Origin of the sequence: Phormidium tenue FACHB-1050 (assembly GCF_014696925.1) — a bacterium.
GTDB lineage: Bacteria > Cyanobacteriota > Cyanobacteriia > Pseudanabaenales > Pseudanabaenaceae > Pseudanabaena.
On the sequence record NZ_JACJQY010000011.1, the window covers coordinates 94,630 to 119,804 of the forward strand.

16 protein-coding genes and 1 pseudogene are annotated in these 25,175 nt (G+C 40.9%); 7 read left to right on the forward strand and 10 right to left on the reverse strand.

Features of this window, described 5'->3' with window-relative positions:
* Positions 1-191: 191 nt before the first annotated feature.
* Positions 192-542 (reverse strand): DUF5615 family PIN-like protein, encoded by a 351-nt coding sequence (locus H6G05_RS09450; protein ID WP_190577938.1) that lies wholly within the window; start codon positions 540-542, stop codon positions 192-194.
* Positions 543-547: 5 nt separating this feature from the next.
* Complete coding sequence (locus H6G05_RS09455) at positions 548-889, reverse strand: DUF433 domain-containing protein (protein ID WP_190577939.1); 342 nt, start codon at positions 887-889, stop codon at positions 548-550.
* 244 nt (positions 890-1,133) lie between these two features.
* On the opposite strand from H6G05_RS09455, the gene recG reads away from it, so the two are divergent.
* Positions 1,134-3,587, forward strand: coding sequence for an ATP-dependent DNA helicase RecG (gene recG / locus H6G05_RS09460; RefSeq protein WP_190577940.1), 2,454 nt, complete (start codon positions 1,134-1,136; stop codon positions 3,585-3,587).
* A 5-nt stretch (positions 3,588-3,592) separates the two neighbouring features.
* On the opposite strand, the gene H6G05_RS09465 is transcribed toward recG, so the two are convergent.
* A complete protein-coding gene (locus H6G05_RS09465) occupies positions 3,593-3,784 on the reverse strand; it encodes a hypothetical protein (RefSeq protein WP_199310415.1) in 192 nt (63 codons plus the stop codon).
* Between the two features lie 245 nt (positions 3,785-4,029).
* Here H6G05_RS09465 and H6G05_RS09470 point away from each other — a divergent pair, with 245 nt between their 5' ends.
* A complete protein-coding gene (locus H6G05_RS09470) occupies positions 4,030-4,536 on the forward strand; it encodes a hypothetical protein (protein WP_190577941.1) in 507 nt (168 codons plus the stop codon).
* An 88-nt stretch (positions 4,537-4,624) separates the two neighbouring features.
* Here H6G05_RS09470 and H6G05_RS09475 read toward each other — a convergent pair whose 3' ends face one another.
* From H6G05_RS09475 to aroC, 4 genes are all read right to left on the reverse strand, one after another.
* The gene (locus tag H6G05_RS09475) at positions 4,625-6,133 is read right to left on the reverse strand and encodes a DUF3828 domain-containing protein (protein WP_190577942.1); all 1,509 of its coding nucleotides are present in this window, start codon (positions 6,131-6,133) and stop codon (positions 4,625-4,627) included.
* Positions 6,134-6,328: 195 nt separating this feature from the next.
* The gene (gene vapC / locus H6G05_RS09480) at positions 6,329-6,730 is read right to left on the reverse strand and encodes a type II toxin-antitoxin system tRNA(fMet)-specific endonuclease VapC (protein ID WP_190577943.1); all 402 of its coding nucleotides are present in this window, start codon (positions 6,728-6,730) and stop codon (positions 6,329-6,331) included.
* Between the two features lie 2 nt (positions 6,731-6,732).
* Positions 6,733-6,984 (reverse strand): hypothetical protein, encoded by a 252-nt coding sequence (locus H6G05_RS09485; protein ID WP_190577955.1) that lies wholly within the window; start codon positions 6,982-6,984, stop codon positions 6,733-6,735.
* Between the two features lie 286 nt (positions 6,985-7,270).
* Positions 7,271-8,353, reverse strand: a complete 1,083-nt coding sequence (aroC, locus tag H6G05_RS09490) for a chorismate synthase (protein WP_190577944.1) — start codon at positions 8,351-8,353, stop codon at positions 7,271-7,273.
* 765 nt (positions 8,354-9,118) lie between these two features.
* Here aroC and H6G05_RS09495 point away from each other — a divergent pair.
* The 3 genes from H6G05_RS09495 (at position 9,119) to cutA (ending at position 15,654) form a co-directional block, all read left to right on the forward strand.
* Positions 9,119-13,300: a CHAT domain-containing protein gene (locus H6G05_RS09495; RefSeq protein WP_190577945.1), complete on the forward strand. Its 4,182-nt coding sequence runs from the start codon at positions 9,119-9,121 to the stop codon at positions 13,298-13,300.
* Positions 13,301-13,397: 97 nt separating this feature from the next.
* The gene (locus tag H6G05_RS09500) at positions 13,398-15,263 is read left to right on the forward strand and encodes a ShlB/FhaC/HecB family hemolysin secretion/activation protein (RefSeq protein WP_322096345.1); all 1,866 of its coding nucleotides are present in this window, start codon (positions 13,398-13,400) and stop codon (positions 15,261-15,263) included.
* A 64-nt stretch (positions 15,264-15,327) separates the two neighbouring features.
* Complete coding sequence (gene cutA, locus H6G05_RS09505; RefSeq protein WP_190577946.1) at positions 15,328-15,654, forward strand: divalent-cation tolerance protein CutA; 327 nt, start codon at positions 15,328-15,330, stop codon at positions 15,652-15,654.
* 27 nt (positions 15,655-15,681) lie between these two features.
* Here cutA and H6G05_RS09510 read toward each other — a convergent pair whose 3' ends face one another.
* Together H6G05_RS09510 and H6G05_RS09515 are read right to left on the reverse strand one after the other, a co-directional pair.
* Entirely contained in the window at positions 15,682-19,932 is a 4,251-nt protein-coding gene (locus H6G05_RS09510) for a response regulator (RefSeq protein ID WP_190577947.1), read from the reverse strand.
* A 536-nt stretch (positions 19,933-20,468) separates the two neighbouring features.
* The gene (locus H6G05_RS09515) at positions 20,469-20,831 is read right to left on the reverse strand and encodes a hypothetical protein (RefSeq protein WP_190577948.1); all 363 of its coding nucleotides are present in this window, start codon (positions 20,829-20,831) and stop codon (positions 20,469-20,471) included.
* Positions 20,832-20,969: 138 nt separating this feature from the next.
* Between H6G05_RS09515 and H6G05_RS09520 the strand changes: the two genes are divergently transcribed.
* Together H6G05_RS09520 and H6G05_RS25815 are read left to right on the forward strand one after the other, a co-directional pair.
* Entirely contained in the window at positions 20,970-23,981 is a 3,012-nt protein-coding gene (locus H6G05_RS09520; protein WP_190577949.1) for an AAA family ATPase, read from the forward strand.
* Between the two features lie 53 nt (positions 23,982-24,034).
* Positions 24,035-24,325, forward strand: a pseudogene (locus H6G05_RS25815) (hypothetical protein); the annotation flags it as partial.
* A 3-nt stretch (positions 24,326-24,328) separates the two neighbouring features.
* On the opposite strand, the gene H6G05_RS25985 reads toward H6G05_RS25815, so the two are convergent.
* Complete coding sequence (locus tag H6G05_RS25985) at positions 24,329-25,024, reverse strand: IS5 family transposase (protein ID WP_277874754.1); 696 nt, start codon at positions 25,022-25,024, stop codon at positions 24,329-24,331.
* Between the last annotated feature and the right edge of the window lie 151 nt (positions 25,025-25,175).

The following is a 25,175-nucleotide window of genomic DNA, read 5'->3' on the forward strand; positions in this document are numbered from 1 at the left end:
TCTCGTTGAGCATGAATTGAATTTTGGCACTACAAATATCTGACGCTCAAACTAAATATCGCCTAATGATTATTTCTATCTATTCTTGTCGCGCCATTACAGAAATAATGCTAGAGGCAGGCTGTTGAAAAACAAGAAGTAAAAGGTTTCACAGATCGTAAAACGAGTCATGTTTGATTGGTTTCTACTAATTATAGAGGCAAGTAAAGAACAATACCCTTCCATTCCATTTGTTTGCTACACTCTACTAGCAATAGCAACTCATCGATCGCCTGTCTAACCAGCATTCGGTCATTAACGATAAATATTCCTGCCATTGCCTTCCCGCTATGCAACCTCTCATAGGCAAAATCTGGCATAGTGGCGCGATCATGAGTCAAGAGAATGCGATTATTAATCGTTGCCCATTCTAAAATCACTGGATCATCTAATTTCTGCAACCCCACATCCTGAACTCTACACAAATCAAGTTGAGGTTGACGAAGAAACAATCCTCGTACTATGTCACCATTAAAGTTCTCATCGCTTAACAAGCTTAACATGGGGTTTATGTTGCTTGTTCAGACTGCTTTTTGCTCAACAAACGAGAACGAATGAAACTTAAATCAGGCTGAATATGAGACAAACGTTGCTGAACAGATTCTGCTAGTTTCTCTCTTTGATTTAAGTAATCTTCCACGGTATCTTGATGTCTTAGATAATAACCAATAGTGCTATAGACATCAGATAGAGATAGAGTTGAATATCTTTGGACAATAGACTCAGGCGAAGCCCCATCTTGGAAAGCCCGAATTACAATCTCTAACAATACTCTTGACTTGCCTACTCGAATCGCCCCCATTTCGTCACTAACGAGTGGAAGTGTGTCACGCTCTAAGACAATATTCATACTTAGCACTTTAACTTATTACCTAACGATAATACTTCATCTATAGCAATGTAAGTTTTGCTTAGGACATCAAACCCAAAAGATGAGTGGCGGCGCTTCGTGCCGCCACTCATCTTTTGGGTGCCGAAGCCTTAATGAGTTTGATTTGATTTTGCGGTAAGGGTATATGCGGCATAATATATATTTGGATCGGCAATTCAAGAACTTATTTCGCAATATCAAATCATTGCCTACAAACTAACTTGTGCCACTAGATATAAATCGTTTGCAACAAGCCTTAAGTATCGAGGCTGAAAAAGGCTTTTCCAATTTACAGGGAAAGCAATCTTTGTTTGCAGATTTTTTGAATGTGAGCTTAAAAGAAATCCCTGAAGACTGGGAAATGAGCGATCGCCTCCAAGCGCAAACCCTTGCTAAACAATATGCTCAATATAGTGATTTGTCCCTATCACGCAGACAACATCTAGTTGCCGAAACCCGTCGCTTGCTCTACGAAGTACGTCGCCGTGAAATCGCAGAAACTAACGCTGCACCCAAGATTAAGAAACCCAAGACTGAGGCGATCGCTGCTACAGAACCCAAAGCCACCAAAAAAATATTGCCTGATACCGAGTTGAAAAACCTTGAAGGTATTGGCTCATTTATGGCGACAAAGTTTAAGCTTCTCGATTTACATACGGTGCGCGATGTTCTCAGTTACTATCCTCGCGATCATATTGACTATGCTCGTCAGATTCCCATTCGTGAACTTAAAGATGGAGATACAGTTACCGTAATCGGCACAATTAAGAAATTCGGCTGTTTTACTAGTCCCAAAAATCCCAATCTCACGATTGTGGAAATTATTTTACGTGACCATACAGGGCAGATAAAGCTTAGCCGCTTCTGGACTGGCAAACGTTACTCCAATCGAGGTTGGCAAGAATCACAGAAAAAACTTTATCCTCAAGGCTGTACAGTTGCGGCTTCGGGGGTGGTCAAACAGAGCAAATATGGTTTGACGTTAGAGAATTATGAAGTGGAAGTTCTTGAACATACTCAAGATACAATCCAGTCTAAAACTGTCGGGCGCGTCGTGCCAGTTTATCCACTTACGGAAGGTATCACACCCGAAGCCATTCGCCGACTTGTGGCGCAATGCTTACCCGCCGTATCACAGATTGCCGATCCGATGCCCGATCGCTTTCTCAATGATTACAAAATGATGCCTCTGGCTCAGGCGATCGCCCAAGTGCATTATCCAGATACCAGCGAAACCTTAGAACAAGCCGTAATTCGACTCACCTTCGATAAATATTTCTACCGTCGCCTTGTTTCTCTCTATCGTCGTCATCAACAAAAAGCAATTCATTTTGTGCCTCAGAGCCAAGCGATCGCTCAACTGGAAAAGATTCTTCCCTTTGAGTTAACCAATGCTCAAAAGCGTGTGGTTGCTGAAATTCGCGCTGATCTGCAAGGTCAAACACCGATGAACCGTTTAGTGCAAGGCGATGTTGGCTCAGGGAAAACGATTGTGGCAGTATATGCATTGTTAACAGCGATCGAGGCTGGCTATCAAACTGCACTTATGGCTCCGACGGAAGTTCTCACCGAGCAGCATTACCGCAAGATTGTGGAATGGTTTATGCAGCTAAATCTACCAGTAGAAATTTTGACTGGTTCCACGAAAACTGCAAAACGTCGTGAAACTTTACGGCAATTGGAAACGGGTGAGTTGCCTTTAGTCATTGGAACCCATGCTCTAATTCAGGATGGTGTAAACTTTGCGCGGTTGGGGCTAGCGGTAATCGACGAACAACATCGTTTTGGTAGAGATCAGCGATCGCGGCTTTTGCAAAAAGGCAATGACCCCCATGTGTTGATCATGACTGCTACGCCAATTCCCCGAACTCTCTATCTCACTAATTCTGAAATTGAAGTTAGTATCATCGATGAGCTTCCCCCTGGGCGGAAACCGATTCAAACTGTCTTACTGAAACCCTCACAACGCAAAGATGCTTACGATTTAATCCGTCGTGAAATAGCTCAAGATCGTCAGGCTTATATTGTCTTTCCTCTAGTGGAAGAGTCTGAGAAAATGGAAGATATTAAGGCAGCAACCCAAGAACGTGAGCATCTCCAAAATGTAGTTTTTCCTAACTTCCAAATTGGCTTACTGCATGGTCAAATGTCTTCGGCAGAAAAAGATGAAGCGATAAATACTTTCCGTAGAGGTGAAACCCAAATTTTGGTAGCGACTACGGTGATTGAAGTCGGTGTAGATATTCCCAATGCTTCGGTGATGCTCATCGAACATGCTGATCGCTTTGGGCTTGCTCAACTTCACCAATTACGGGGCAGAGTCGGACGTGGCGCGGCGCAGTCCTATTGTTTATTACTAAGCGGCTCTAAGTCGCAGACATCGCAGGAGCGTTTACAAGTTCTTGAGCAGTCACAGGATGGATTTTTTATTGCTGAGCGTGATTTCCAGATGCGCGGTAAAGGTAAAGATGAGGGAACAGAACAATCTGGACATGCAGGTTTCTCGATTGAGGATCGGTTACCTGATGAGGCTGCGCGTCAAGAGATTTTCCAAATAGCCCGTGAAGCGGCGGAAAGAATTATCAAGAAAGATGCCACATTGGAGCATTTTCCTGCGTTGAAAGCAGAATTTGAAATGCATTATCAACGCTTGCAAGGCGGGGCAATTTTCACATAAAAGGTTTATGCTGTAGCGTCTTCCCAAAGTTGTGATACTGGGAATGTTTGTCCTGCTGCGGCAAGCCTTACAGATTCTTGTAAATCGGCTAATATTTGTTCTTTGGGTTCTTGTTCGTCAATTAAAGCTAATCCACTGACATTATCAGTGTTTAAGGAATGGAGAAGTTGTTGCCAAAGTTCTAATGGGACAAGCATATTGGTTGTTTTGCCTTCTGAATTGGTTTAGCTTTTTGAGCAGTTCTTCAGATGTGCTGTTTTCTTGGGCAATAATTTCTGCTAAGTAGGTTTCTATTTCTCGATCTAGGTTGATTGACAGCATTTTTTTTGATTATTAGCTTTAGTTAATTATAATCTGAAAATTACAGGCTGAAAATTTTTGATACACAATAATGCTAATTTAGGAACAAGTAGTTTCGTTATCTTTCCAAAGTAAAAAATCTATGGCTAAACACTTCCTATTTATTTTGGCTTTTTTCTACTTGTTTACGTCATCATTGGAAGCACAAAACATTCCAAAACCTCTGCTAAATGCTCTTAAAGAGTATGTTAAAGAAGATGTTATAAGGACTGGGGCTTATGGCGGTAGAGGTCGTAATTTCCCAGAATTTAGGTATGTATTGACTGACCTTAATAGCGATGGCAATTCTGACGCAATTGTCTTATTAAGAGATAAGTCTTGGTGTGGTATGGCTGGCTGTCCCATGCTCATCTATAAAGGTGAGAATGGTGGCTTTACTTTTATTTCCGAAAGTGGGATTACGCGAGCGCCAATACGAGTTTTGCCTGAAAAAAATTACGGTTGGAAAACATTGGTGGTTAATGTAAAACAGAAAGGTGATGTTTTATTACGGTTTGACGGAACTGAATATCCTTCAGATTCATACAATGGAATAAAAGCTACACAATCTCAGATTAATTCTACTCAAGTTTTACTTGATCGGAATTAAGTTGGCGAACTAAATAAGCATCTTTTCAAGAATAGAGCGAAATTAGCCAATTCAAAAACAAGCATAATTGTTTTTCCTGAATTATACATCAGGGTATATCTCGGAATTCAGTTCTGCCATTAAATTTTACTAATTCAGATAGAAGATTATAGTTCTTATCTGGATATTTAAGATAGAAAATGTTTGCAATTTGCCAACTATCACCGTTTTTTGCAATTACTATTTTGAGTGGGTTAGAAACCACTTGGGATCTAAGGTTAGTTCTAAGAGTAAGATACACTTCAGCAACTTCATTTTTGACTTTAACTGAATCGACTTTAAATGAGTTGCTACTGACTTGAGCAAAAGAAAACAGATCATAATTGAGAGTTACACTTCTACGTTGAACAGGTAAGTTACTGATGCGAATCGCTCTATCTAAATATCTATATAGATTTGAAGTGAAAGAATTTCTTTTCTGGTAAAGCAAATCACGATGAGAATATTGATTATTAATATACCAATTGTAAAAATCAGCGGCTACTACTTCAGCAGGATGTTTACCAGAAGATTTAGAGGTCAACCCAGTGCTGAAACTCTTCGCATCTCGTAGAGTTACAGTTGATTTCTGTCCTGATGCAGTCGCATTAAACAAATCAACTGCTCGTGCATAAGTGTTTACCCCACTGCCACCTACCCTGATTGCTTTAACATTAACAAGCTTACCAAGTCCCAAACCAAGATAATCAATTGCTATTTCAATTCCAATGTTACCCAAGTCAGTTCCAATATCGAAAATAGCTCCCACAAAAGGATTCTTTGAAGGATCGTTTTCAATAGTAACAGAATACTTCAGTATCTGTTGAAGGAATATAGCCAGCTTCTCTTTGTCAATAAAATCAAGACTAAAAAGAGCATTAGTAGTTGGTTCACTCTTAAATATATTAATAGCCGCTTTAGAGTCTCTTGAAAAGATAGCGTCTTTGATAAACCCGATAACAACTTCTTTTCGTGAATTAGACTTTGTATACTCTGAATCCCCCTTGACAAGTTGAGCTACTTCAATAGCTAACATTATAGTGTTGTATCTCAACGCATAAGAGCTTGATTTTGAAACTTTTATAGAACCACCAGCAGGAATCTTAATGCTAATGTTCTGCTCTTGTAAGTTTTTTCTGTTATCACCAAGTGGATATCTACTAAATAGCGAAGCAGGAACTTTAAACAATTCAGCACCAGATTGAAGAAAACCTGTCGGTGGTCTATTCCCATCAATAATTTTTATGTCTTGCAAACGCTGACTAGAATCATAAACTTCAATCAATCCATCCGCAGAACCTCGGTTAAAAACTCTAAGATTTAGATTGATAGATCTATCTGAATTTCTTGTTACTTCAAATTTATCAAATAAGATTCCAGAATTAGCTTCTGAACTAGTACAGTAATCAGGCGATCTTTCCCCTAAGACAGTTTTTAAACTATTAGTACAGCCCAAATTAGTCGATTTCAGTTCGTCAGTATTTAAGTCTTGAGCTTCAACTTTTGATATAAGGGAAAATGGATTAACAGCAAATAACAATGCAAATATTGCAATGTTTATGAAACTTAATGAATTCATACTTTTGTAAGTTAGAAATTGTATGTTTATTTGCCCGTAAAACTTATTATAACTAACCAAAACTGAGTGAATCTATAAATTACTCAAATGCAGTTACATATCACTCTGAATATACCACTATTTCCCAAATTTAAGTTTGACAATCTTCTAGTAATTGCAATTTCTTTGCTTTGTAATACAGTACACAGGCTTGGTTTATACTTTCCAATCCTCAAGTTGCAACCCATCCACACGCTCAAACTCCCTTGTATTATGTGTCACCAGAGTTAGATTATTTGCCAAAGCGATCGCCGCAATCTGCAAATCATACGCACCAATAGGAGTTCCTGCACTAGCTAGTTGCGCCCGAATTTGACCAAACAAAAGCGCCGACTCATCCCCAAACGGAAGCGACACAAATCGCTCTAAAAACTCTTGCTGGTGTTCCAAAGTTTTAGTTGGGTTATTGCTTCGCATTGCACCATAAAACAACTCAGACTTCACCACAGAACATACAGCCATATCCTCAATCGGAGTAGAAATTAAGCGATCGCGCACTGCATTCGACCGACCATTCAAATACACCACACAAACATTCGTGTCCAGTAAATAAAGCATTTCTAGTCAAAAGCTCCCACCAATTCATCATCAAGACTCTCTGAAATACCAGCATCATCAAGAATAATCAGATCGTCTGCACAAATACCATACAGATTTTCTAGCGATCGCCTAGCAGGAATTAACGAATAATCATCTTTAACTTGGCGATCGCCCATCTTAAAAGCCAGAAATTCAATAAAATTTAAAGCCTCTTGCTGCTTCTCAATTGGCAACTGCTGCATCGTACTCACCGCTCTTTCTAAAATCGTCATGATTTGAATCCTCTCAAATGAGCAAAATCTTGAGACATTTATTATTTTAAATTAGCATGACGATTAAATTAGGGGTGATTAGTTAGGCGATTGCCTACAATAGCCCTATTAGCCAGTTATAAATTTTGAATAACCATCAAGCTTATGACCAAAGCAGAACTTCGTCATCAAATTGATGAATACATCGGTAGCCTATCCCCCGAACGGCTGAGACTAGCCTAGATAAATCAAGCGATCGCAATTTACAAAAAATATACGATCGCAATTCGTGACTAGAATAGAAATTTTATAGAGAAACGGTTTTTTGAGTGAGATAGCGATCGCACAATACTAGAGCCACCATCGCCTCCACCATTGGCACTGCGCGAGGCAATACGCATGGATCGTGACGACCACGACCTGTGAGCGTAGTGTCTTCACCAGCCACTGATACAGTTTTTTGTTCTAGTAAAATTGTCGCTGTCGGCTTGAAAGCAACCCGCAGAATGATATTTTCACCATTGGAAATACCGCCTTGAATACCGCCAGAATTATTAGTGCGGGTGCGAAGGCGCTCTCCATCCATATAGAACTCATCGTTATGCTCACGCCCAGTTAAGTGAACTCCATCAAATCCTGAACCAATCTCAAATCCCTTACTGGCTGGCAAAGACATCACTGCTTTGGCAAGATCCGCTTCCAATTTATCAAATACAGGATCGCCTAAACCTACAGGTACATTTCTCGCCACACATTCGACAATACCGCCAACAGAATTACCATCACGACGGATTTTGTCGATGAAGTCAATCATCTTTTCCGCCATAACTGGATCAGGACAGCGCAAAATATTACTTTCCACCTGTTCCATCGTGACTGTATTTGGATCAATATCAGATGCAATCATGTCCTTAACTTGTCTGACATAGGCGATGATTTCTACACCTGCGGCCTGTTTGAGAATTTTTTTGGCGATCGCCCCTGCGGCGACCCGTCCGATTGTTTCCCTTGCGGAAGATCTACCGCCACCTTGCCAATTGCGAATGCCATATTTTGCTTGATAGGTAGCATCAGCATGGGAAGGGCGGAATTTTTCAGCCATTTCCGAATAGTCTTGACTACGAGCATCTTTGTTCTGCACCAAAATCATGATCGGTGTGCCAAGGGTTTTGCCTTCAAATACTCCTGACAAAATCTGAGCGCGATCGTCTTCGCGGCGAGGAGTAACGATTTTGCTTTGTCCTGGTTTACGGCGATCGAGGTCTATTTGAATATCAGCTTCACTAAGCTCAAGCTGTGGTGGACATCCATCGACGATCGCGCCCACGCCTCCGCCGTGAGATTCCCCAAATGTTGTGACGCGAAACAATTGTCCGAATGTACTACCCATGTTTAAATATTGAATTCTAAAAAATATGTAAATATCAAAGTTTGATCTTTACATATTTTATAGTACCTAATCTTATATAGCGTTTATCAGTCTAGTGAAGTACGGGTTTGTTTCCCCGCCTTCGGCAGGGAAACAAACCTTTGTACCTCGCTTACTTGAAAAACGCTATAAAACAGAAGCAGTCAGAAGCAGTACCCAGAGTTATTACTATTGTTTTCTAAAAAATATGTAGTAAACGCATATTTTTTACGTTTTGTTTAACAAATATAGCTATAGCCATCTGTATCAGGACAAATTAAAACCCAAATAGTGTGAGGCGGCGCTTTGCGCCGCCTCACACTATTTGGGTTTTATGTCCTAACAAGAATGGCGACAGCTATAGTAAAAATTGCTGATTAAAAAATTCTTTACGGCTGAGATACTCTATGGTACTTTAGCTTCTAAACTATCTTCAATAATCTATTTATAGCTCTCGCCAACCATGTTAGGAAGAAATAAAAACTTCAAAGAGAGTTGCGAAGCGAAGCGTCGCAACTCTCTTTGAGGTTTTATGTCCTGATACATTTGGCGACAGCTATGTGACTTTCAATAAGATTGCTGCACAAATATTTTATTTGATGTTAAATGCTCTATATAGATAGAATTAACTTTAATAGTTTTCAATTAAAGAATTTCTCAATAATTTTCAATTTTAAGAGCTGTAAATAGTTCGCGCTTCAATTTTCTAACAGTAGTTAAAATTAGCTTCAATCTGGTATGAGTTAAATGAAAAATAGATTTTGTCTAATTTTGGTCGCGATCGCATCCTTAAGTATCGCTAATTCGACTCAAGCTCAGATTGCAGTTGATGGCAGTACTGCGACTCAAGTAAATGGCAATGCGATCGCCCCCACAGGTGCAGGTACAGTTAACGGTGGCAATCTTTATCATAGCTTTAGCGAATTTAACGTACCGCAGTCAGGCGTAATCTTTAATACTGGCAATTCTACATTAAATGGGGCTGACGTTCGTAACATTATCAATCGTGTTACAGGCGATAATCCCTCAGCAATTTTAGGAACAATTGAAAGCCGTCAAGCTTTCCCCAATGCCAATCTTTACTTAATGAATCCCAATGGGATCGTATTTGGACAAAATGCCCGTTTAGATATTGGTGGTTCCTTTCATGCGACTACAGGTACAGGCTTAGGCTTTGATAGCGGAACCTTTAACGTTGACAAGAATTCTCTCAGCTTTCCTAGTGGTGATCCGAAAACAATTCGCTTTGCTGTCTCTCAACCTGCTGGAATTATTAATCAAGGTAACTTAGCCGTAGATACTGGCAAAACCATCACCTTCACTGGTGGTAGCATCATCAATACAGGCACATTGACAGCCCCTAGTGGCAATATAGCCTTAACCTCTGTGGCTGGTAATAGCCTAGTTGAGTTGCGATCGCCCGACGCGGTTTTAGGATTGCAAGTGACAGGTAATGCTATTCCTGTGAATTGGAATGGCAAGATTACGGAGTTACCTAGACTAGCAGGGCTACTTACAGGTCAGATACCTGAAGCTAATCAGGTAGTTGTAAAAGCTGATGGCTCTCTGGCTCTAGTCTCAAGTCCTGCGCCTACGGATGTTGCGGTGACTAATGGGATGGCGATCGTATCTGGGAGAGTTGATGTATCTTCTCCCGATTCAAAGGCTGGTAATATTGGGATTTTTGGTGAAAAAGTAGGATTGGTGAATGCTCAGATTGATGCATCTGGATTGTTTGGGGGTGGCAAAGTTCTAATTGGTGGAGATTTTCAGGGTAATGGTATAGCGCCAAATGCGTTGAGAACTTTTGTAGATCGCAATTCTACAATTGATGTGAGTGCGCTCTTAAGTGGAAATGGTGGCACTGCGATCGTCTGGGCAGATCAAACCACTAGATTTCTAGGTTCAATTCTTGCAAAGGGTGGAACTCAGACAGGTGATGGCGGCTTTGTGGAAGTATCAGGTAAACAGAACCTTGATTATCGCGGTAACGTGAACACCTTTGCTCCTAATGGAAAAACAGGAATTCTATTACTTGATCCGACTGATATTAATATTGTTAATACTGCGGGTACATTTTTTAACTTGACTCAGGTAGATGAGTTTAGCGATCCCGATGTTGGCACAAACGAAATAAATGTAATCATCATTAATTCCGCATTAGCGAATGTCATATTACAAGCAACCAATGACATCAACTTTACTACTCCAGTAGCCATGACTGAGGTTGGTATAGGATTAACGGCTCAGGCAGGAAGAGATATCAATGTCAACGATAATATCTCCACAATTGCTGGGGCAATTAACTTTACCGCAGGTCGAGATATTGTCGGAGTGGGAGCGCTTAGCACAGATGCTTTTGTTGGCAACAGTGGCAATGTTAATCTCACGGCAGGTCGAGATGTCAGACTAAATAGCATTAATGCAGTCTCTACTACCACTGGAAATGGCGGTAGTGTAGCGATCCAAGCAGGTGGAAATATTCAAACGACAGGAACCTTCACTGCATTTGGCAACACATACAGCATTGCTACAAACTCTGGTGGTCTAGTTGGCAATGCTGGTAATATTTCCTTAACAAGTACCAGTGGTGCGATCGATGTTAGCTCTGGGCGAGTTCATGCAGTTGCTACCATCGGAAATGGTGGCAACATTACGTTGCAAGCAGTAGGCAATATTAGGACTGGATTTGGAGCTTTTCCACTAGCTGCTGTAGGTTCCTTTATTGATGTAGGTGGTAATGGTACGGCTGGCACGATTTCATTTACGAGTTCAAGTGGCGCGATCGATACTAGTTTGGGAGATATAAATGCAGGGAATTCCAATATTGGTAATTCTGGAAATGTTTTTCTGCGAGCAGCTAATAATATAACTACTGCTAATATATTTGCTTCTTCTGGTGATGGTGTAGGAAATGGAGGACAAATTACGCTCATTAGTCAATTAGGAACTATTGATACTAGAGCAGGAGAACTCACTGTCGCCACTCAGACTGGCAATGCAGGGGCTATAAATCTTCAAGCCCTGGGCAATATTACAACTAGCAATCTTACTTCAAGAGCTTTCATACTTGGTAATGCTGGTCAAATCTCAGTTACTAGTTCAAGTGGTGCGATTAACACTACTATAGGTGATATTGATGCTAGTTCTATTAATGGGAATGGCGGTAATATTACTTTTGTAGCTCGCAATAGTATTACAACTACTAATCTCAATGCCAGCAGTGATCTTGGTAGTGGTGGCAATATTAGCCTCGATCCCATTGGCGATATTATTTTTAATTCGGCAAATACTGCGGGATCGATTCAGGGTGGGAATTTTTTCGCAGCCTCAACTGGAGGCAATATCAGAGTGCTGGGATTTGTGACTAGTCCGTTTACAGCCTGTGCAGGAGCCAGCATTTGTACAGCCAGTAATAGCGGTAATTCAGGTGGTTCAATATTTCTGAGACATGGTGGACTTAATCCATTTGTGATTGGCAATTCTAGTATTAATGGAACCGCAGGTATCGTCACTACTGGATCTTCCACTCTAGCCCTTAGTAGGATTATTCCTGTTGGCACAAGTATTTTTGCACAGGGCAACATATCGATCGCTCCATCAGGGGAAACGACCTTCACGCCACCCAAGATTTTAGTTGGGGTCACTACCATTGATGCAGAGACACAAAAGTTGCTTGAAATCAAGGATGTAATGAAAAAAGAAGTCGATCGCTTCTTAAAAGAAGGAAACTTAGAAAAAGCATTTCAAGCGATCGAGAAAGCCTATGTCTCTGAGCTAGGAATCTTCTTAGGAGAAAGTCTTAAACCACCAGCAATAAGTATTAGTGAAGCTCAAGATCTGCTTAGCGATGTCTCAAGACGTTCAGGCAGTGCTTCTGTACTGATTTATCCGATCATGCTAAATGATCGCATTGAAATTTTGGTGATCCCACCCAAAGAAATGGGCAAGCCTTTTCATCGCTACACGAACTATGCCAACGAAGAGGAAATTATTACAGTTTTGACGGATTATCGAGCCAGTCTTCGGGACACAAGTTCACTGGACTATTTAGAGCAAGCTCAAAAACTCTATGACTGGGTAATGCGTCCAATTGATGCTCAATTACAGGCTCTCAAGATTGAAACGGTTGTCTTTGTGATGGACTCTGGTTTACGAGTGATTCCTCCTGCCGCCCTTCATGATGGCAAACAGTTCTTAGTGGAGCGCTATGCTTCAGCAAATATTCCTTCCTTACGGGTAACGAGGCTCGAAGAACGCGATCGCCAAAACACTCGTGTTCTAGCAATGGGGCTGACCGAGGCAAGAGAAGGATTGAGTGCATTACCAGCAGTAGAAGTTGAAATTAGAACTATTGGTACGCAGGTGTTGGCTGGAACTACATTTTTAGATCGCGATTTTACAGTCAGCAACCTGCAAGCGCAACGGGGTAAGACGAAATATGGAATTCTCCATTTAGGAACTCATGGTCAATTTTTAGAAGATCGAGCTAAGGATTCCTATATTCAATTCTGGGATGGTAAGCTGCGATCGCATCAAATTCCTAGCCTCAGGTTTGATCAACCTGTAATCGATATGTTGACCTTGAGTGCCTGTGAAACTGCCGTGGGCAACAATCTAGGTATTAGTGGATTAGCAGTAGAGTCTGGTGCGCGAAGTATCCTTGCTTCTCTTTGGGCAGTTTCCGATGTGGGGACAGCACCTTTGATGATTAGCTTTTATAAAGCTTTCCCCAATGCGCTTAGTAAGGCTACGGCTTTAAGACAGGCTCAACTCGACCTGTTAAAAGGCAAAGTCAAGATTGTGAACAATCAAATTTTAGGAGTTGATGGCTTAGCAGCGATCGCCTTGCCCAAGGGTACTGAAAATGTTGATGTCAAACATCCTTTCTTTTGGTCATCTTTTATTTTGGTGGGCAATTGGTTGTAAGTTAGGGCTTTGCAAAACTGTTTTTTGTGGCGATACCATGCTACAAAAAACAGGTGTTTAACAAGATTTGGGCAAATTGTTAATTTGAGGTGTGAAGGTGAATCAAAATTTAAAAGGTATAGCAAAAAAAGAGTTAGCTAGTACAAACCAAAACCCCAGAATCGAGTGGCGGCGCTTCGTGCCGCCACTCGATTCTGGGGTTTTATGTCCTAAGCAAAACTTGCTTAGCTATAGCATCAAGTCTAGTAGCAAGGGGCTAATTGTATTGATACCCAGCTTACTCATGAGTTGGATTAGCTTACCTAGCTACGCTCAAGTCCCCTCCATATCTTCGCCATTAACCCGTCCGCCAGAATCTCTAGAACCAAAGTTACCAGCTAAACCAACAAGTCCTATTCTCGCTCCTTCTCCATCATCACCTTCCACAAGTCCGCCAGACGAACCTTTGCCAACATCGCCAAATGAAGTCTTGATTCCTGTTAAACGGATTGAGATCGTGGGAAGTTCAATTCTCACATCAGTAGAAATTGCCACACTAGTAGCACCATTAGAAAATAGATCAGTTACGCTTAGGCAGTTACAAGAAGTTGCGGATAAAATCAGTCAAATTTATCAAGATCGTAATTACATTACTTCTCGTGCTGTTCTTGCGCCGCAAGATATTAAAGATGGTGTGGTCACAATTCAGGTGCGAGAGGGATCTTTAGAACGCATTGATGTCAAACGTTCGGGAGATGTTGCTGGTCGATTAAATGATGAATATATCCGCGATCGCATCCAGATTGCAGGATCAACACCTCTCAATTTTGCTCAATTGGAAGATACGCTGCAATTACTCAGATCTGATCCCTTAATTGGTGACATTAGAGCTAATTTGACTACTGGCAGTCAACCAAATCAAAGCATTTTGCAGCTCACATTAAGTGAAGCTAAATCTTTTAGTATTCGTCCATTTTTTGATAACTATGGTAATACTTCCACAGGAATCTATCGATTTGGCGTAAATCTGCAAGAGCTTAACCTTACAGGTAACGGCGACTCAATTCTGGTTGGGTATACCCGTGCTGGTAGCTCCGATGTTTATCAACTTAATTATCAATATCCGATTAATCCTCAAGGTGGAACCCTAGGATTTAACTTTTCCGCAGGTCAAAACCCGATCACTGAGCCACCTTTTAATAGCTTAAATATTCTCACAGATTCCCAAACCTATGAGCTAGCTTACCGTCAACCTTTAATGCGATCGCCCCGTGAAGAGTTTGCGCTTGGCGTTAGTTTAGCTTTTGAGAATAGCGGCTCCTATTTTGACAATCGGTCATTTAATTTTCAAAATTTTAAGTTTGATGATGGGCGATCGCAGTCAAGAGTTTTGCGATTCACCCAAGATTATTTTAGCCGCGATCCAGTTGGGTCTTGGGTGTTAAGTTCAACTTTTAATATGGGGTTGAATCTTCTGGGCGCAACGATTCGCAATGATAATTCGCCAGATGGGAGATTCTTGTATTGGGGCGGTCAAGTGTTGAGAGTGCAACGACTGGGTGAAGATAAAGACACCTTGGCATTTTTGCGTCTAAATATGCAGTTTTCAGGCAATCAATTACTATCTCTTAATCGTTTTAGTATTGGTGGACCTCAGTCTATTCGTGGCTATCGACAAGGTCAACTTACAGGTGATAGCGGACTACAAGCTTCTGTAGAGGTGCAATTTCCGATAGTACGTAATGAAGAAGGGATATCGCTTATCAAGCTATTACCTTTTGTCGAAGGTGGCACAATTTGGAACTCGTCAGGGCTCAACTCCACCACGCAATCATTATTTGGAATTGGCTTAGGTGCGACCTATCAACCAATTCGCAACTTATTACTGCGTCTTGATTATGGAATTCCTTTGGTAAATGTCTCTAATTCTGGTAATAACTTACAAGATTCGGGCTTATATTTCTCTGTAAATGCAAGTTTCTAGAAGAAAGACTACGAAAAGCGCGACCTTTGCTTTGTGTTTTGGTATTATCGCGATAAAACTAATCATGTCAAGCTCCGAACCAACTTTAATTGTTGTAATGACCACAATGCCTGAGGTCAATCAAGCTCATAATATTGCCAAAATATTGGTTGAAGAAAAACTTGCTGCTTGTGTACAGGTGATGCCTAGCATGACTTCTACTTACATATGGCAAGGTGAACTATGTCAAGAATCTGAGCATTTAGTCTTGATCAAAACTCTGCAAGTCAATTATGAAGCATTATCTTCTAGACTGCGATCGCTACATCCTTACGAAACCCCAGAAGTTATTGCGCTACCTGCGATCGCCGTTGATCGGGATTATCTAAATTGGGTAATCACACAACCATAGATAGTTCATAATGCTTCGCACAGTGCATTATTGCAAACTACTATATGCTTTTTCTAAGGCTTGCATCAAATCCTGAATTTGAATCGGTTTGCTGACATAATCTTGCATTCCTGCCTCCAGACAAATCTCGCGATCGCCCTGTACGGCATTAGCTGTTATCGCAATAATCCAAGGCTTTTGCCTAAATTCTGCGACGATTCTTTTTGTGGCTGTCAATCCATCCATCTCTGGCATATGCACATCCATCAAAATTACATCATATTTTTGGCGGGATATTGACTCTAAAACTTCTAGTCCATTAGCTACCACATCAACCCGATATCCTAAGCGATTGAGAAACCGAGTCGCAACCTTTTGATTAACAATATTATCTTCCGCTAGTAAAATCTTTAGAGGGAAACTAGTAGCAAAGTTTTCATTGAAAAATGAAATATCCTTCAGTTTGGATTGGCTTTCAAGTAAGGGATGATAACTACTATTCTTCAGTAAAGCTTTATGTAGTTGCGATCGCTTAATGGGTTTTCTCAGACATACTGTGACGGGGTCAAGATTACATAGCTCACAACTGACATGATGGGAAAGCAAAATCATCGGCAGAGAACTTGATTGCATCCGTATTAATTGTCTGATACCACATTTGGCGCAATTGTCCTTAGTACTCTGAGCATTAGTAGTAGATATAGGGATGCTAGCGTCAACAATTGCCCAATCAAATTTTGGCTCACTTTGTAACCATGCGATCGCTTGCTCACTTGATTTTGTTACCATCACTTCCATTTGTAAGGCTTGAGCGAATATAGTTAAGTTCTCGCAGCTAACGTCATTATCTTCAAGAATTAACAGGCGCTTCCCTATAAAACTGGAATCCCAATCTGCATTCACTAGCTGGGTTGTGTCTGAACTTGTAGAAATCGAAAAAGCAAAGGTTGAACCAACTCCAACTTCGCTCTCCACTGACATCTCGCCACCCATTAGGAGTGTTAATTGATTAGCGATCGCTAGTCCTAGCCCCGTACCACCATATTGGCGAGTTGTCGATGAGTCCACTTGGCTGAAAGGCTTAAAGAGGCGAACATAGCGATCTTTAGGAATGCCAATACCAGTATCTGTAACTACAAATAGTAATTGGTAATTTTGATGTTGTGGATCAACTTCTTGTACCGATACTCTTAGCGTTACTGAGCCTTGGGTTGTAAATTTAACGGCATTGCTAAATAGATTGACTAATATTTGTCTGAGGCGGGTTATATCACTAACAATTCGTTCAGGTACATTAATATCTATGCAGTAGGCTAGCTCGATTTCTTTAGTAATTGCAGCCGAAGCCAAAAGATCAAGAGATTCTTCGATACAATCTCGTAGATTAAAGGGATGAATATCTAGTCTTAATTTGCCTGATTCAATTTTTGAGAAGTCGAGAATGTCATTAATAATTGTGAGTAAATTATCTCCACTTGACCTGATAATTTCTGTGAATTCCTGTTGATCAGCATTGAGTTCTGAATCTAACAGTAGACTTGACATGCCAATCACCGCATTCATCGGTGTGCGAATTTCATGACTCATGGTGGCGAGAAATTCACTCTTAGCACGGTTAGCAGTTTGGGCGGACTCCATTGCTTGTAGCATTTCCATCTTTGCTTGCTGGCGTTCTAGATGCATTGCCAAAGAAGAAGCTGAAACTCTTAATAGACTTACTTCCACAGGATCGCGTAAGCGATCGCAAAAATAATCATGGAAACTCAAAAAACCCCAGAATTTATCACTAACAACTATAGGCATCATTAAAATTGAGCGAAGATTTTTAGATTCCAAAATTGGTCTTTCTATTTCGCTAATTGTCGATAGGGACTCATTGATGATTTCACCTTTTGCAAGGTGTCCTATCCATTCCCACCTAACGAGCATTTGGATAAATCTAGCCTGTTCAAATTCCTGAGGACGACTAATATTTTGGGCATACCAAGCAGAGTGTAACTTGATATCAGGCTTGTCCGATGACTCTTGGTCATAGGTAAATAGCTTAATACTGGAGAAGTCAGACACATTACCTAGTAATCTCAGAATATCGACATATTCTTGATTCTTGATACTTTCGGAAAGCAAATGTCGTTGAATTTCAACTAGCATGGCTAGATAGCTTTCCCGCTTTTCGAGGGCGGCGATCGCTAATTTGCGATCAGTAATATCTTTATTTGTTCCAACTAGACGAACTGGTTCACCTTGTTCATTCCAGAGCGCTTTAGCTTGAGTTAAGATCCATTTATAACTGCCATCTTGGCAGCGCATCTGGTATTCAGTAATATAGTGAGGATTTCTATGGGCTAAGTAATCTTCCTGTGACTGCAATAGGTGATCGCGATCATCAGGATGAATCAGATCTAACCATTCGACTGGATGCTCATTATCAATATTGCTACCTATACCGAGCATTGTGCGCCAACGTTCAGAACGGAATACTACGCCTGTTTCCAGATTCCAATCCCAAATACCATCATCAGCAGCTTGGACAGCTAATTGCCAACGCTCTTCACTTTTAAGAAGTTCAGCAGTTCGTTCTTGGATGCGTAGTTCTAAACTTTGATTTGTCTGCTCAATTTCTTGAAACTTCTCTTTAAGTGCGATCGCCATAACTTGAAAGTTATAGCCGAGAGTATCAATTTCCTTCAGATTGCTAGTATCCCAAGTAAAATCATTGTCCGTTGATGGAGTTTGTTGCAGATCTGTAGTTAGTCTCATTAACTTGGCGATCGGCTTGGCAAAACTACGGCTTAGCCAATTTGCCACAATTGTGGCTGGCAAGATAATGGCAAGAATAATCAAAAGGATTTTAGTATGTAGCGCCTCAAGCGTGTCAATGTACGAAACTGGTGATAAACGTACAACTAGATTCCAAGGTATCTCATTATTAATCGATACTTCCTGTAGATAATAAGACTTGCGCCAGCGGGTCATCGCTGCTGCACCTTTGAGCTTTGGAAACCATTGAATCTGATCATTTCCAAAAGCGATAATATTACCCCCTTGGTGCAAGTCAAAAAATTGTCCCGATAGAAAATCTGGAGAAGTAGTAGCAATTATTTTTTTATGACGATCCAGTAAAAAAGCCTCTGTTTTCCATGTTTTCGCTTCCTCTGTTAAAAAATCTTGGATATGAGAAATGTCCAGAGCCGCAATAACGAGACCATTAAAGCGATTGTCTTTAAATATGGGAACAGCAACATCAATATGTGACTTAGATGTCATTTTATCAATGTGGATATCCCCAAAGGTAGTGCTGAAAGTAGATTTAACCTGCTGAAATACATCAGTCTTAGCCATAGTTTGACTAAGACTGTCTGTATTTGTATCGGAAGTACGAGAAAATGCTGTCAAGATTTTCCCTTCAACATCTGTTGTGTAAATAGACAGAAATGAAGGCGTAACTTTTCCTAATGCTGTAGTGGCAAACTGTAATCGGTCTAAGTTATTCTCCTCAGATCCAATAGAGGCTAGTTCTCGCAAAGTCTTTATATTACGCTGATGCCAAAATTTTAGATCCATGTTTAGGGATGACACACTAGACTGTAATTGCCTTGTAATATCTTGGTTAATATTTTGTAAAGAGTGATGCCCTGTCAAAATGGAGATCGTGAGAAGCGGGATAAATACAAAGGCTAACAATAGATGAAACAGCATTTGCTGGATGGTCTGTTGTTGGCGATCGCTTTTTCCTTGATGCAACCATTGTCCTATGGGTAAGTAGCTAATACATAGAGTGGCAATCAGAGCGTTAAAGGAGCCATTAATTACTTGCTTAAGGACAACTAGAACAACTGAACTAAATCCAAATTTGAGAAAGAAAAAATAAGAAATAAAACATAATGGTGTACCTAGACATAACCAGTAGGTTAGGACTAGCATAACCATGTTGCGCGATCGCTGACGCTTTTCCTGATAACGCAACCCTATACCTACCCATAGGCTTTCTAAAATCAATAGCACTGCGGCATAGGGCTGTCCCCATAGAAAATATGTATAAGAACTACCGACAATAGAAACCATGACCCCCATCGTGGTTCCATAGAAATAAGTAGCGATCAGGATAAAAATGCTACCAAACAAAAAGTCAACACCAAAAAATAAAGGTAGCCGACAATAATTCCCTAAATACCCCAGAGTTCCAAACAATAAAAATACAAACAAATATTTCAGGTTGAGTTTATGCTGAAATTTATTTTTAGATTTATCGTCAAAAAATTTATGTAGCAATCTTGCAATTGAAGAAGAAAAGTTCATTGAATAGTCATTACTCTGAGTCTATTTTAACTCACAAAGACAAAGGCTATTGTAAGAATATGGTTAGGGTTTGGGAGGATGCCAATACTCAATTAATCAAACCATATAAAACTTTGGAAAGTGTTACAAAACCCTACTTTCTAAGGTTTTATTTTTTATAAGTACCTATACAAAATCAATTGCCAAAACCCGTAAAGTTACAATCAGCAGGGTTACAACTTTATGGGTTTGCTTTATAATTGATTATTCTTAGCTACTTCTTAGTGCGAAGTATGGCAAAGGAAACAGCACAAAATATTCCAAAATCAAAAGACAAGAGGCGGCGCTTTGCGCCGCCTCTTGTCTTTTGATTTTGGAATAGCAAAATGGCAAATTATTAGAGTATTGAAGAAGTTTTACAAGTTTAGGAATTACACAAAAATGACTTGAGACCATCAATTCATGAGTAGTGGCAATTCATGAATTGCCACTACTCATGAATTGCCACTACATTTCGTTTTTTGTGTAAGTCTTAACTTTGGAAAACTTAACTCAACTTAAATTGTAGAGAATACACTTCTGCTTGGTTGCATAAATCCAGTACCAAATACTGGTGTGGGATCTAAACCTGTAATTAGACGAAAATGTGTGGGAGAGACATGGGGAGCGATTGGACTACTTTCCCAGCTTTTTAGCAGATCATGCGATCGCTTGAGAAACATAACCCCGCGCATCATCGGCGTAAATCGCCAACTCTCGATTAAAACTTCTACAAGCGCTAATTCAATTTGAGGCGGCGCATAGGCTTGTAATAAATCTTCTAAATATTCATAAAAATCTTCATCGTCATTGCCATCTAACTGATAGCTATCGACGATGTACTTTACTCTTTGGCGGCTAATTTCTTCCCATACTTCCATAACGCTCTCAGCTTTTATTGGTTATACCACGCCTATTAAGAGCTAAACTCTTGTTAGATAATACATTATTATGATAATTAAATAACAATTAGTATAACTCGATCAGAAACTTTCTGATACACCAAATTACAGGACAGTATGATCCCTCAGAAATTACGATTAAAAAATTTCTTGAGCTATCAACAATTAGCCTTAGATTTTAGCGGGCTACATGTTGCTTGTATTTGTGGCGCTAATGGGGCGGGAAAGTCTTCTTTATTAGAGGCGATTTCTTGGGCGATTTGGGGTGTAAGCCGTGTGGCAAGCCAAGATGATGTAATTCATGTAGGTTCTAAGGAGGTACAAGTAGACTTCACTTTTATCGCAGGTGGTGAAGTCTATCGGATCATCAGAACCAGATCGCGCAATAGTTCAACTTCTTTGGAATTTCAGGTGCAGAGTGAAGGAAAATTTAAATCCTTGACTGAGCGGAAGGTGCAATCCACGCAGCAGACCATCATTTCGCACCTAAAAATGGATTATGAAACCTTCGTTAATTCGGCATATTTGCGTCAAGGTCGCGCCGATGAATTTATGCTGAAGCGTCCTAGCGATCGCAAGCAGATTTTGGCGGATATGCTGTCGCTGTCGCAGTATGACGAGTTGGCGGAACGAGCCAAAGATATTGCGCGAACTAGCAAAGGTGAGTCGGCAGTTTTAGAGAATATGCTGGTACATCTGCGGGAGCAAATTCAAGATGGAGAAAAGATCGCGCCGCAACTAGAAACTTTGCGATCGCAATTAGTCGAGTTGCAAGCATGGGAAAGTCGCGATCGCGCCCGATTGCAAGTGGTGGAAGATTTGCAGAAACAATACCAAAACCTTTCGCAGCAGCTAACTTGGCAACAACAGCAACAAGCTACGGTTACCAGCAGTCTTTCTCAAATCGATAGACAACTCTCTAGTCAACGCCGACAATTACAGCAATTAGAGTTATGTATAGCAACGCGATCGCAGATTTTGCAAAACTATGAGCGCTATCAATTGCTATCTACACAGGAATCAGAATTAGAGCGTAAGTTTCAGAAATACCAACATCTTTGCGATCGGCGAGGCGAATTTAGTCATAAACTCGCGAGTTTGCAAAGTGAACTCAAGGGACAGTTAAGGCACTACCAAGCGCAATTAGAGTCTCTAGTGCAGCAGGAAAGTGACTTAAAAGGGATTCTCAGTCGTGCTACAGAGATCGAAGCGGCGATCGCCGAATTGCACAAAGCAAGGGCAATATTGCAGGAGTTTGATCGCCTCCATGCTCAATCCACACCGCTAGTGCATCGTCATCAGCTTCTTAAGCATCAATTAGAACGGGAGCAGACAAAACTTGCGGCAAAACTAGATGAATTAGTTTCTAAACGCGAACAGTTATATTTACAAGTCAAAAATCACGATCAATTACTCATCAATGCGAAGGAGCTAGATCGGCAAATTGTTTTATTGCAAAATAAGCAAGTCTATCAACAGCGTGTCCATGAGAAAGGACTAGAACGCCGTGATTTTTTGGAACGCTTAAAAACGCGATTGGCGGATAGTGAAGCTGCTTTTAATAAACTAGAAGCCAAAATGCGTCAGCTAACTGTGCCAAACGCGCCTTGTCCCCTCTGCGATCGCCCACTCGATGAGTCGCATTGGCAACTAGTCCAGAAAAAACACAAACAAGAATCTCGCGATCTGCAAGCAGATATCTGGGTAGTAAAGGAACAGCAAGCTGCATCCAATTGTGAAATTGAAGTTTTACGTGAAGAGTATCGCGTTTTAAAAAAGGAACTCGCACCGTTAAATGACTTGATTCAACGTAAGGGGACTTTGCAGGAGCGACTGAAGGCGATCGCGGAAGCACAGCAAAGACTAGTCCTCATTGATGCAGAGATTGTGGATTTAGGCGATCGCCTCCAAACTCAAAACTATATGCGTGAAGCATGGGAGGAGATGGAATTAATTGATAAGAATATTCATAAATTCGCCTACGATGAAAAAAATCATGCGCTCGCCCGTGGTGATGTCGAGCGTTGGCGCTGGGCAGAAATCAAGCAGTCAGAATTAAAAAATGCTCAGCGTCAAGCCGATAATTTATCCCAAAAAATTCCCGATTTACAAACAAAAATCAACCAATTGCAAGATCGTCTCACCAAAAATCTCATTGATTTAGAAGTACAGCATGAACTCGAACAATGCGATCGCGCTCTTATACAACTGGCTTATGAACCTGACCGCCATCAACAACTCCGCGCCCAAAAACAAGAGCTAACTCCGTCCTTACTGCGCTATCAAGAGCTCACTCGTGCCGAGCAGGAATATCCCGAACTTCAGCAACAGGTTGAGCATTTACAACAAACTCAAAGCGCTAATCAACAAGAATTACAAAACATTACTACTCAAATATCTCAACTCCAGTCACAAATCCAAGCTGTACATGGCAATCATGTACAGGAAATTAATTCCTTGCGACAAAATTTACAAAATTGGCGATCGCAAATGGATTTACTGCTAGCCCAAATTGGTAGTCTCCAGCAAGCCCAACAACAGCTAGAGCTAAGTCGTCAACGCGAACAAGAAACCCTCACTCAAATCGAAGTAGCCCGTCAACGTCAACGCATCCACACCGAGCTTTATCAAGCCTTTGGCAAAAATGGCATTCAAGCTCTCATGTTGGAAAATGTACTGCCCCAAATTGAAGTAGAAGCTAATCAAATTCTCGCTCAATTAAGCGATCGCCAATTAAACGTGCGATTCATCACCCAAAAATCTGGCAAAAAAAGCGATCGCATCATCGAAACCCTCGATATTGAAATTGCCGATACTAAGGGAACGAGACCCTATGAAACCTATTCGGGCGGAGAAGCCTTTCGGATTAACTTTGCCGTGCGGCTTGCCCTCTCCCGTGTGCTTGCTCAACGCAAAGGCAGTACTTTGCAAACCCTCATTATCGATGAAGGCTTCGGTAGTCAAGATCCCTTGGGATGCGATCGCCTTGTCAGTGCTATTAATGCGATCGCGCCCGATTTTGAATGCATCTTGGTAATTACCCATATGCCACAAATGAAGGAAGCCTTTAATACATTGATTGAAGTATCGAAGGGAGAGGAAGGTTCCACTGTGCAGTTGGTTGGATAAAGCCCAAATAGTGAGAAGCGGCGCTTCTCATATTCTGATGATAAAATCAGTCAATGTTTGACAATATTTGCAAATTTCTTGCCGAAACCTATTCTACCGATATGGCTTCATGGCTGCTCGGTGAGCCAATTCCGCTTACTCAAGTCCAACCTCAAGAGTTAGCGGTTGAGCCAATTCGTGCTGATAGTTTGATTTTGTTGGAAGCTGAAGGTTTGCTACTACATTTAGAATTTCAAACCAAAGCTGACCCGCAAATTCCGTTTCGGATGTTGGACTATTGGGTACGCGGCAAAAGGCGCTTTTCTGATAAAAAGATCTGTCAATTCGTGATTTATCTAAGAAAGCATTTAAGAATTGACAGCAGTAAGATTTTTAAGCATTTTGCGGATCAAAGCTATGTAAATAAACGACTCCGAGGTATTCTCATAAAATTCATAGTCCTTGCTAAGTCTGCGATATTTGCCTATCCAAGCGAAGGTTCTCTCTACGACCCAACGCTTTGATTCAACAACAAAACCTTTTTGTGTTTCAGCCCGTTTGCTGACTTCCCAAGTGCAATTAAAGTGGTCTTTAACCCACTGGGTGATGTCCTCGCCAGAGAATCCCTTGTCAACTAATATCTTTTGTAATCGCCTCAGTGGATACTTCAAACTTGCTAATAGTCTCTTCGCCCCTGCTCTCTCCCCAATGTTGGCTGGGCATACGAGAGCGCCGAAGACTAAACCCAACGTATCAACCATGATGAATCGTTTGCGACCCTTAACATTTTTACCACCATCAATACCACGACTACCTGCACTGTCCATTGTTTTAACACTTTGACTGTCAAGACTGGCTAGACTCGGTGTTGCTTCCCGTCCATCCGCCAATCTTACTTGTTCGCTTATCTGGTGATTGATTTCGGCTATAACTCCTATTTTTGTCCATCTTTGAAAGTAGAAATAAACTGTCGAATATGGTGGCAAATCATGGGGTAGATTTGCCCATGTACAACCATTCTTGGTTAGCTCATGTAGATACTGTCTTGAGTACCAAAAAGTCAAGAGGGAATTTGGACAAAATTTGGGTCGAAAGAACGCTGAGACTTGAGAACACCAAAGACCTGTCGCAATAGCTTGTGCATGACCGCCCCAATGACAGACATTTTGGACTTACCCTTAGCCGTAAGGCGAGCGCAGAAAGAGGCAATCGGCG

Coding starts and splice junctions, on each gene's coding strand:
- H6G05_RS09450 (WP_190577938.1), bottom strand. CDS start 542: ATGTTAAGCTTGTTAAGCGATGAGAACTTTAATGGTGACATAGTACGA.
- H6G05_RS09455 (WP_190577939.1), bottom strand. CDS start 889: ATGAATATTGTCTTAGAGCGTGACACACTTCCACTCGTTAGTGACGAA.
- H6G05_RS09465 (WP_199310415.1), bottom strand. CDS start 3,784: ATGCTTGTCCCATTAGAACTTTGGCAACAACTTCTCCATTCCTTAAAC.
- H6G05_RS09470 (WP_190577941.1), top strand. CDS start 4,030: ATGGCTAAACACTTCCTATTTATTTTGGCTTTTTTCTACTTGTTTACG.
- H6G05_RS09475 (WP_190577942.1), bottom strand. CDS start 6,133: ATGAATTCATTAAGTTTCATAAACATTGCAATATTTGCATTGTTATTT.
- vapC (WP_190577943.1), bottom strand. CDS start 6,730: ATGCTTTATTTACTGGACACGAATGTTTGTGTGGTGTATTTGAATGGT.
- H6G05_RS09485 (WP_190577955.1), bottom strand. CDS start 6,984: ATGACGATTTTAGAAAGAGCGGTGAGTACGATGCAGCAGTTGCCAATT.
- aroC (WP_190577944.1), bottom strand. CDS start 8,353: ATGGGTAGTACATTCGGACAATTGTTTCGCGTCACAACATTTGGGGAA.
- H6G05_RS09495 (WP_190577945.1), top strand. CDS start 9,119: ATGAAAAATAGATTTTGTCTAATTTTGGTCGCGATCGCATCCTTAAGT.
- cutA (WP_190577946.1), top strand. CDS start 15,328: ATGTCAAGCTCCGAACCAACTTTAATTGTTGTAATGACCACAATGCCT.
- H6G05_RS09510 (WP_190577947.1), bottom strand. CDS start 19,932: ATGAACTTTTCTTCTTCAATTGCAAGATTGCTACATAAATTTTTTGAC.
- H6G05_RS09515 (WP_190577948.1), bottom strand. CDS start 20,831: ATGGAAGTATGGGAAGAAATTAGCCGCCAAAGAGTAAAGTACATCGTC.
- H6G05_RS09520 (WP_190577949.1), top strand. CDS start 20,970: ATGATCCCTCAGAAATTACGATTAAAAAATTTCTTGAGCTATCAACAA.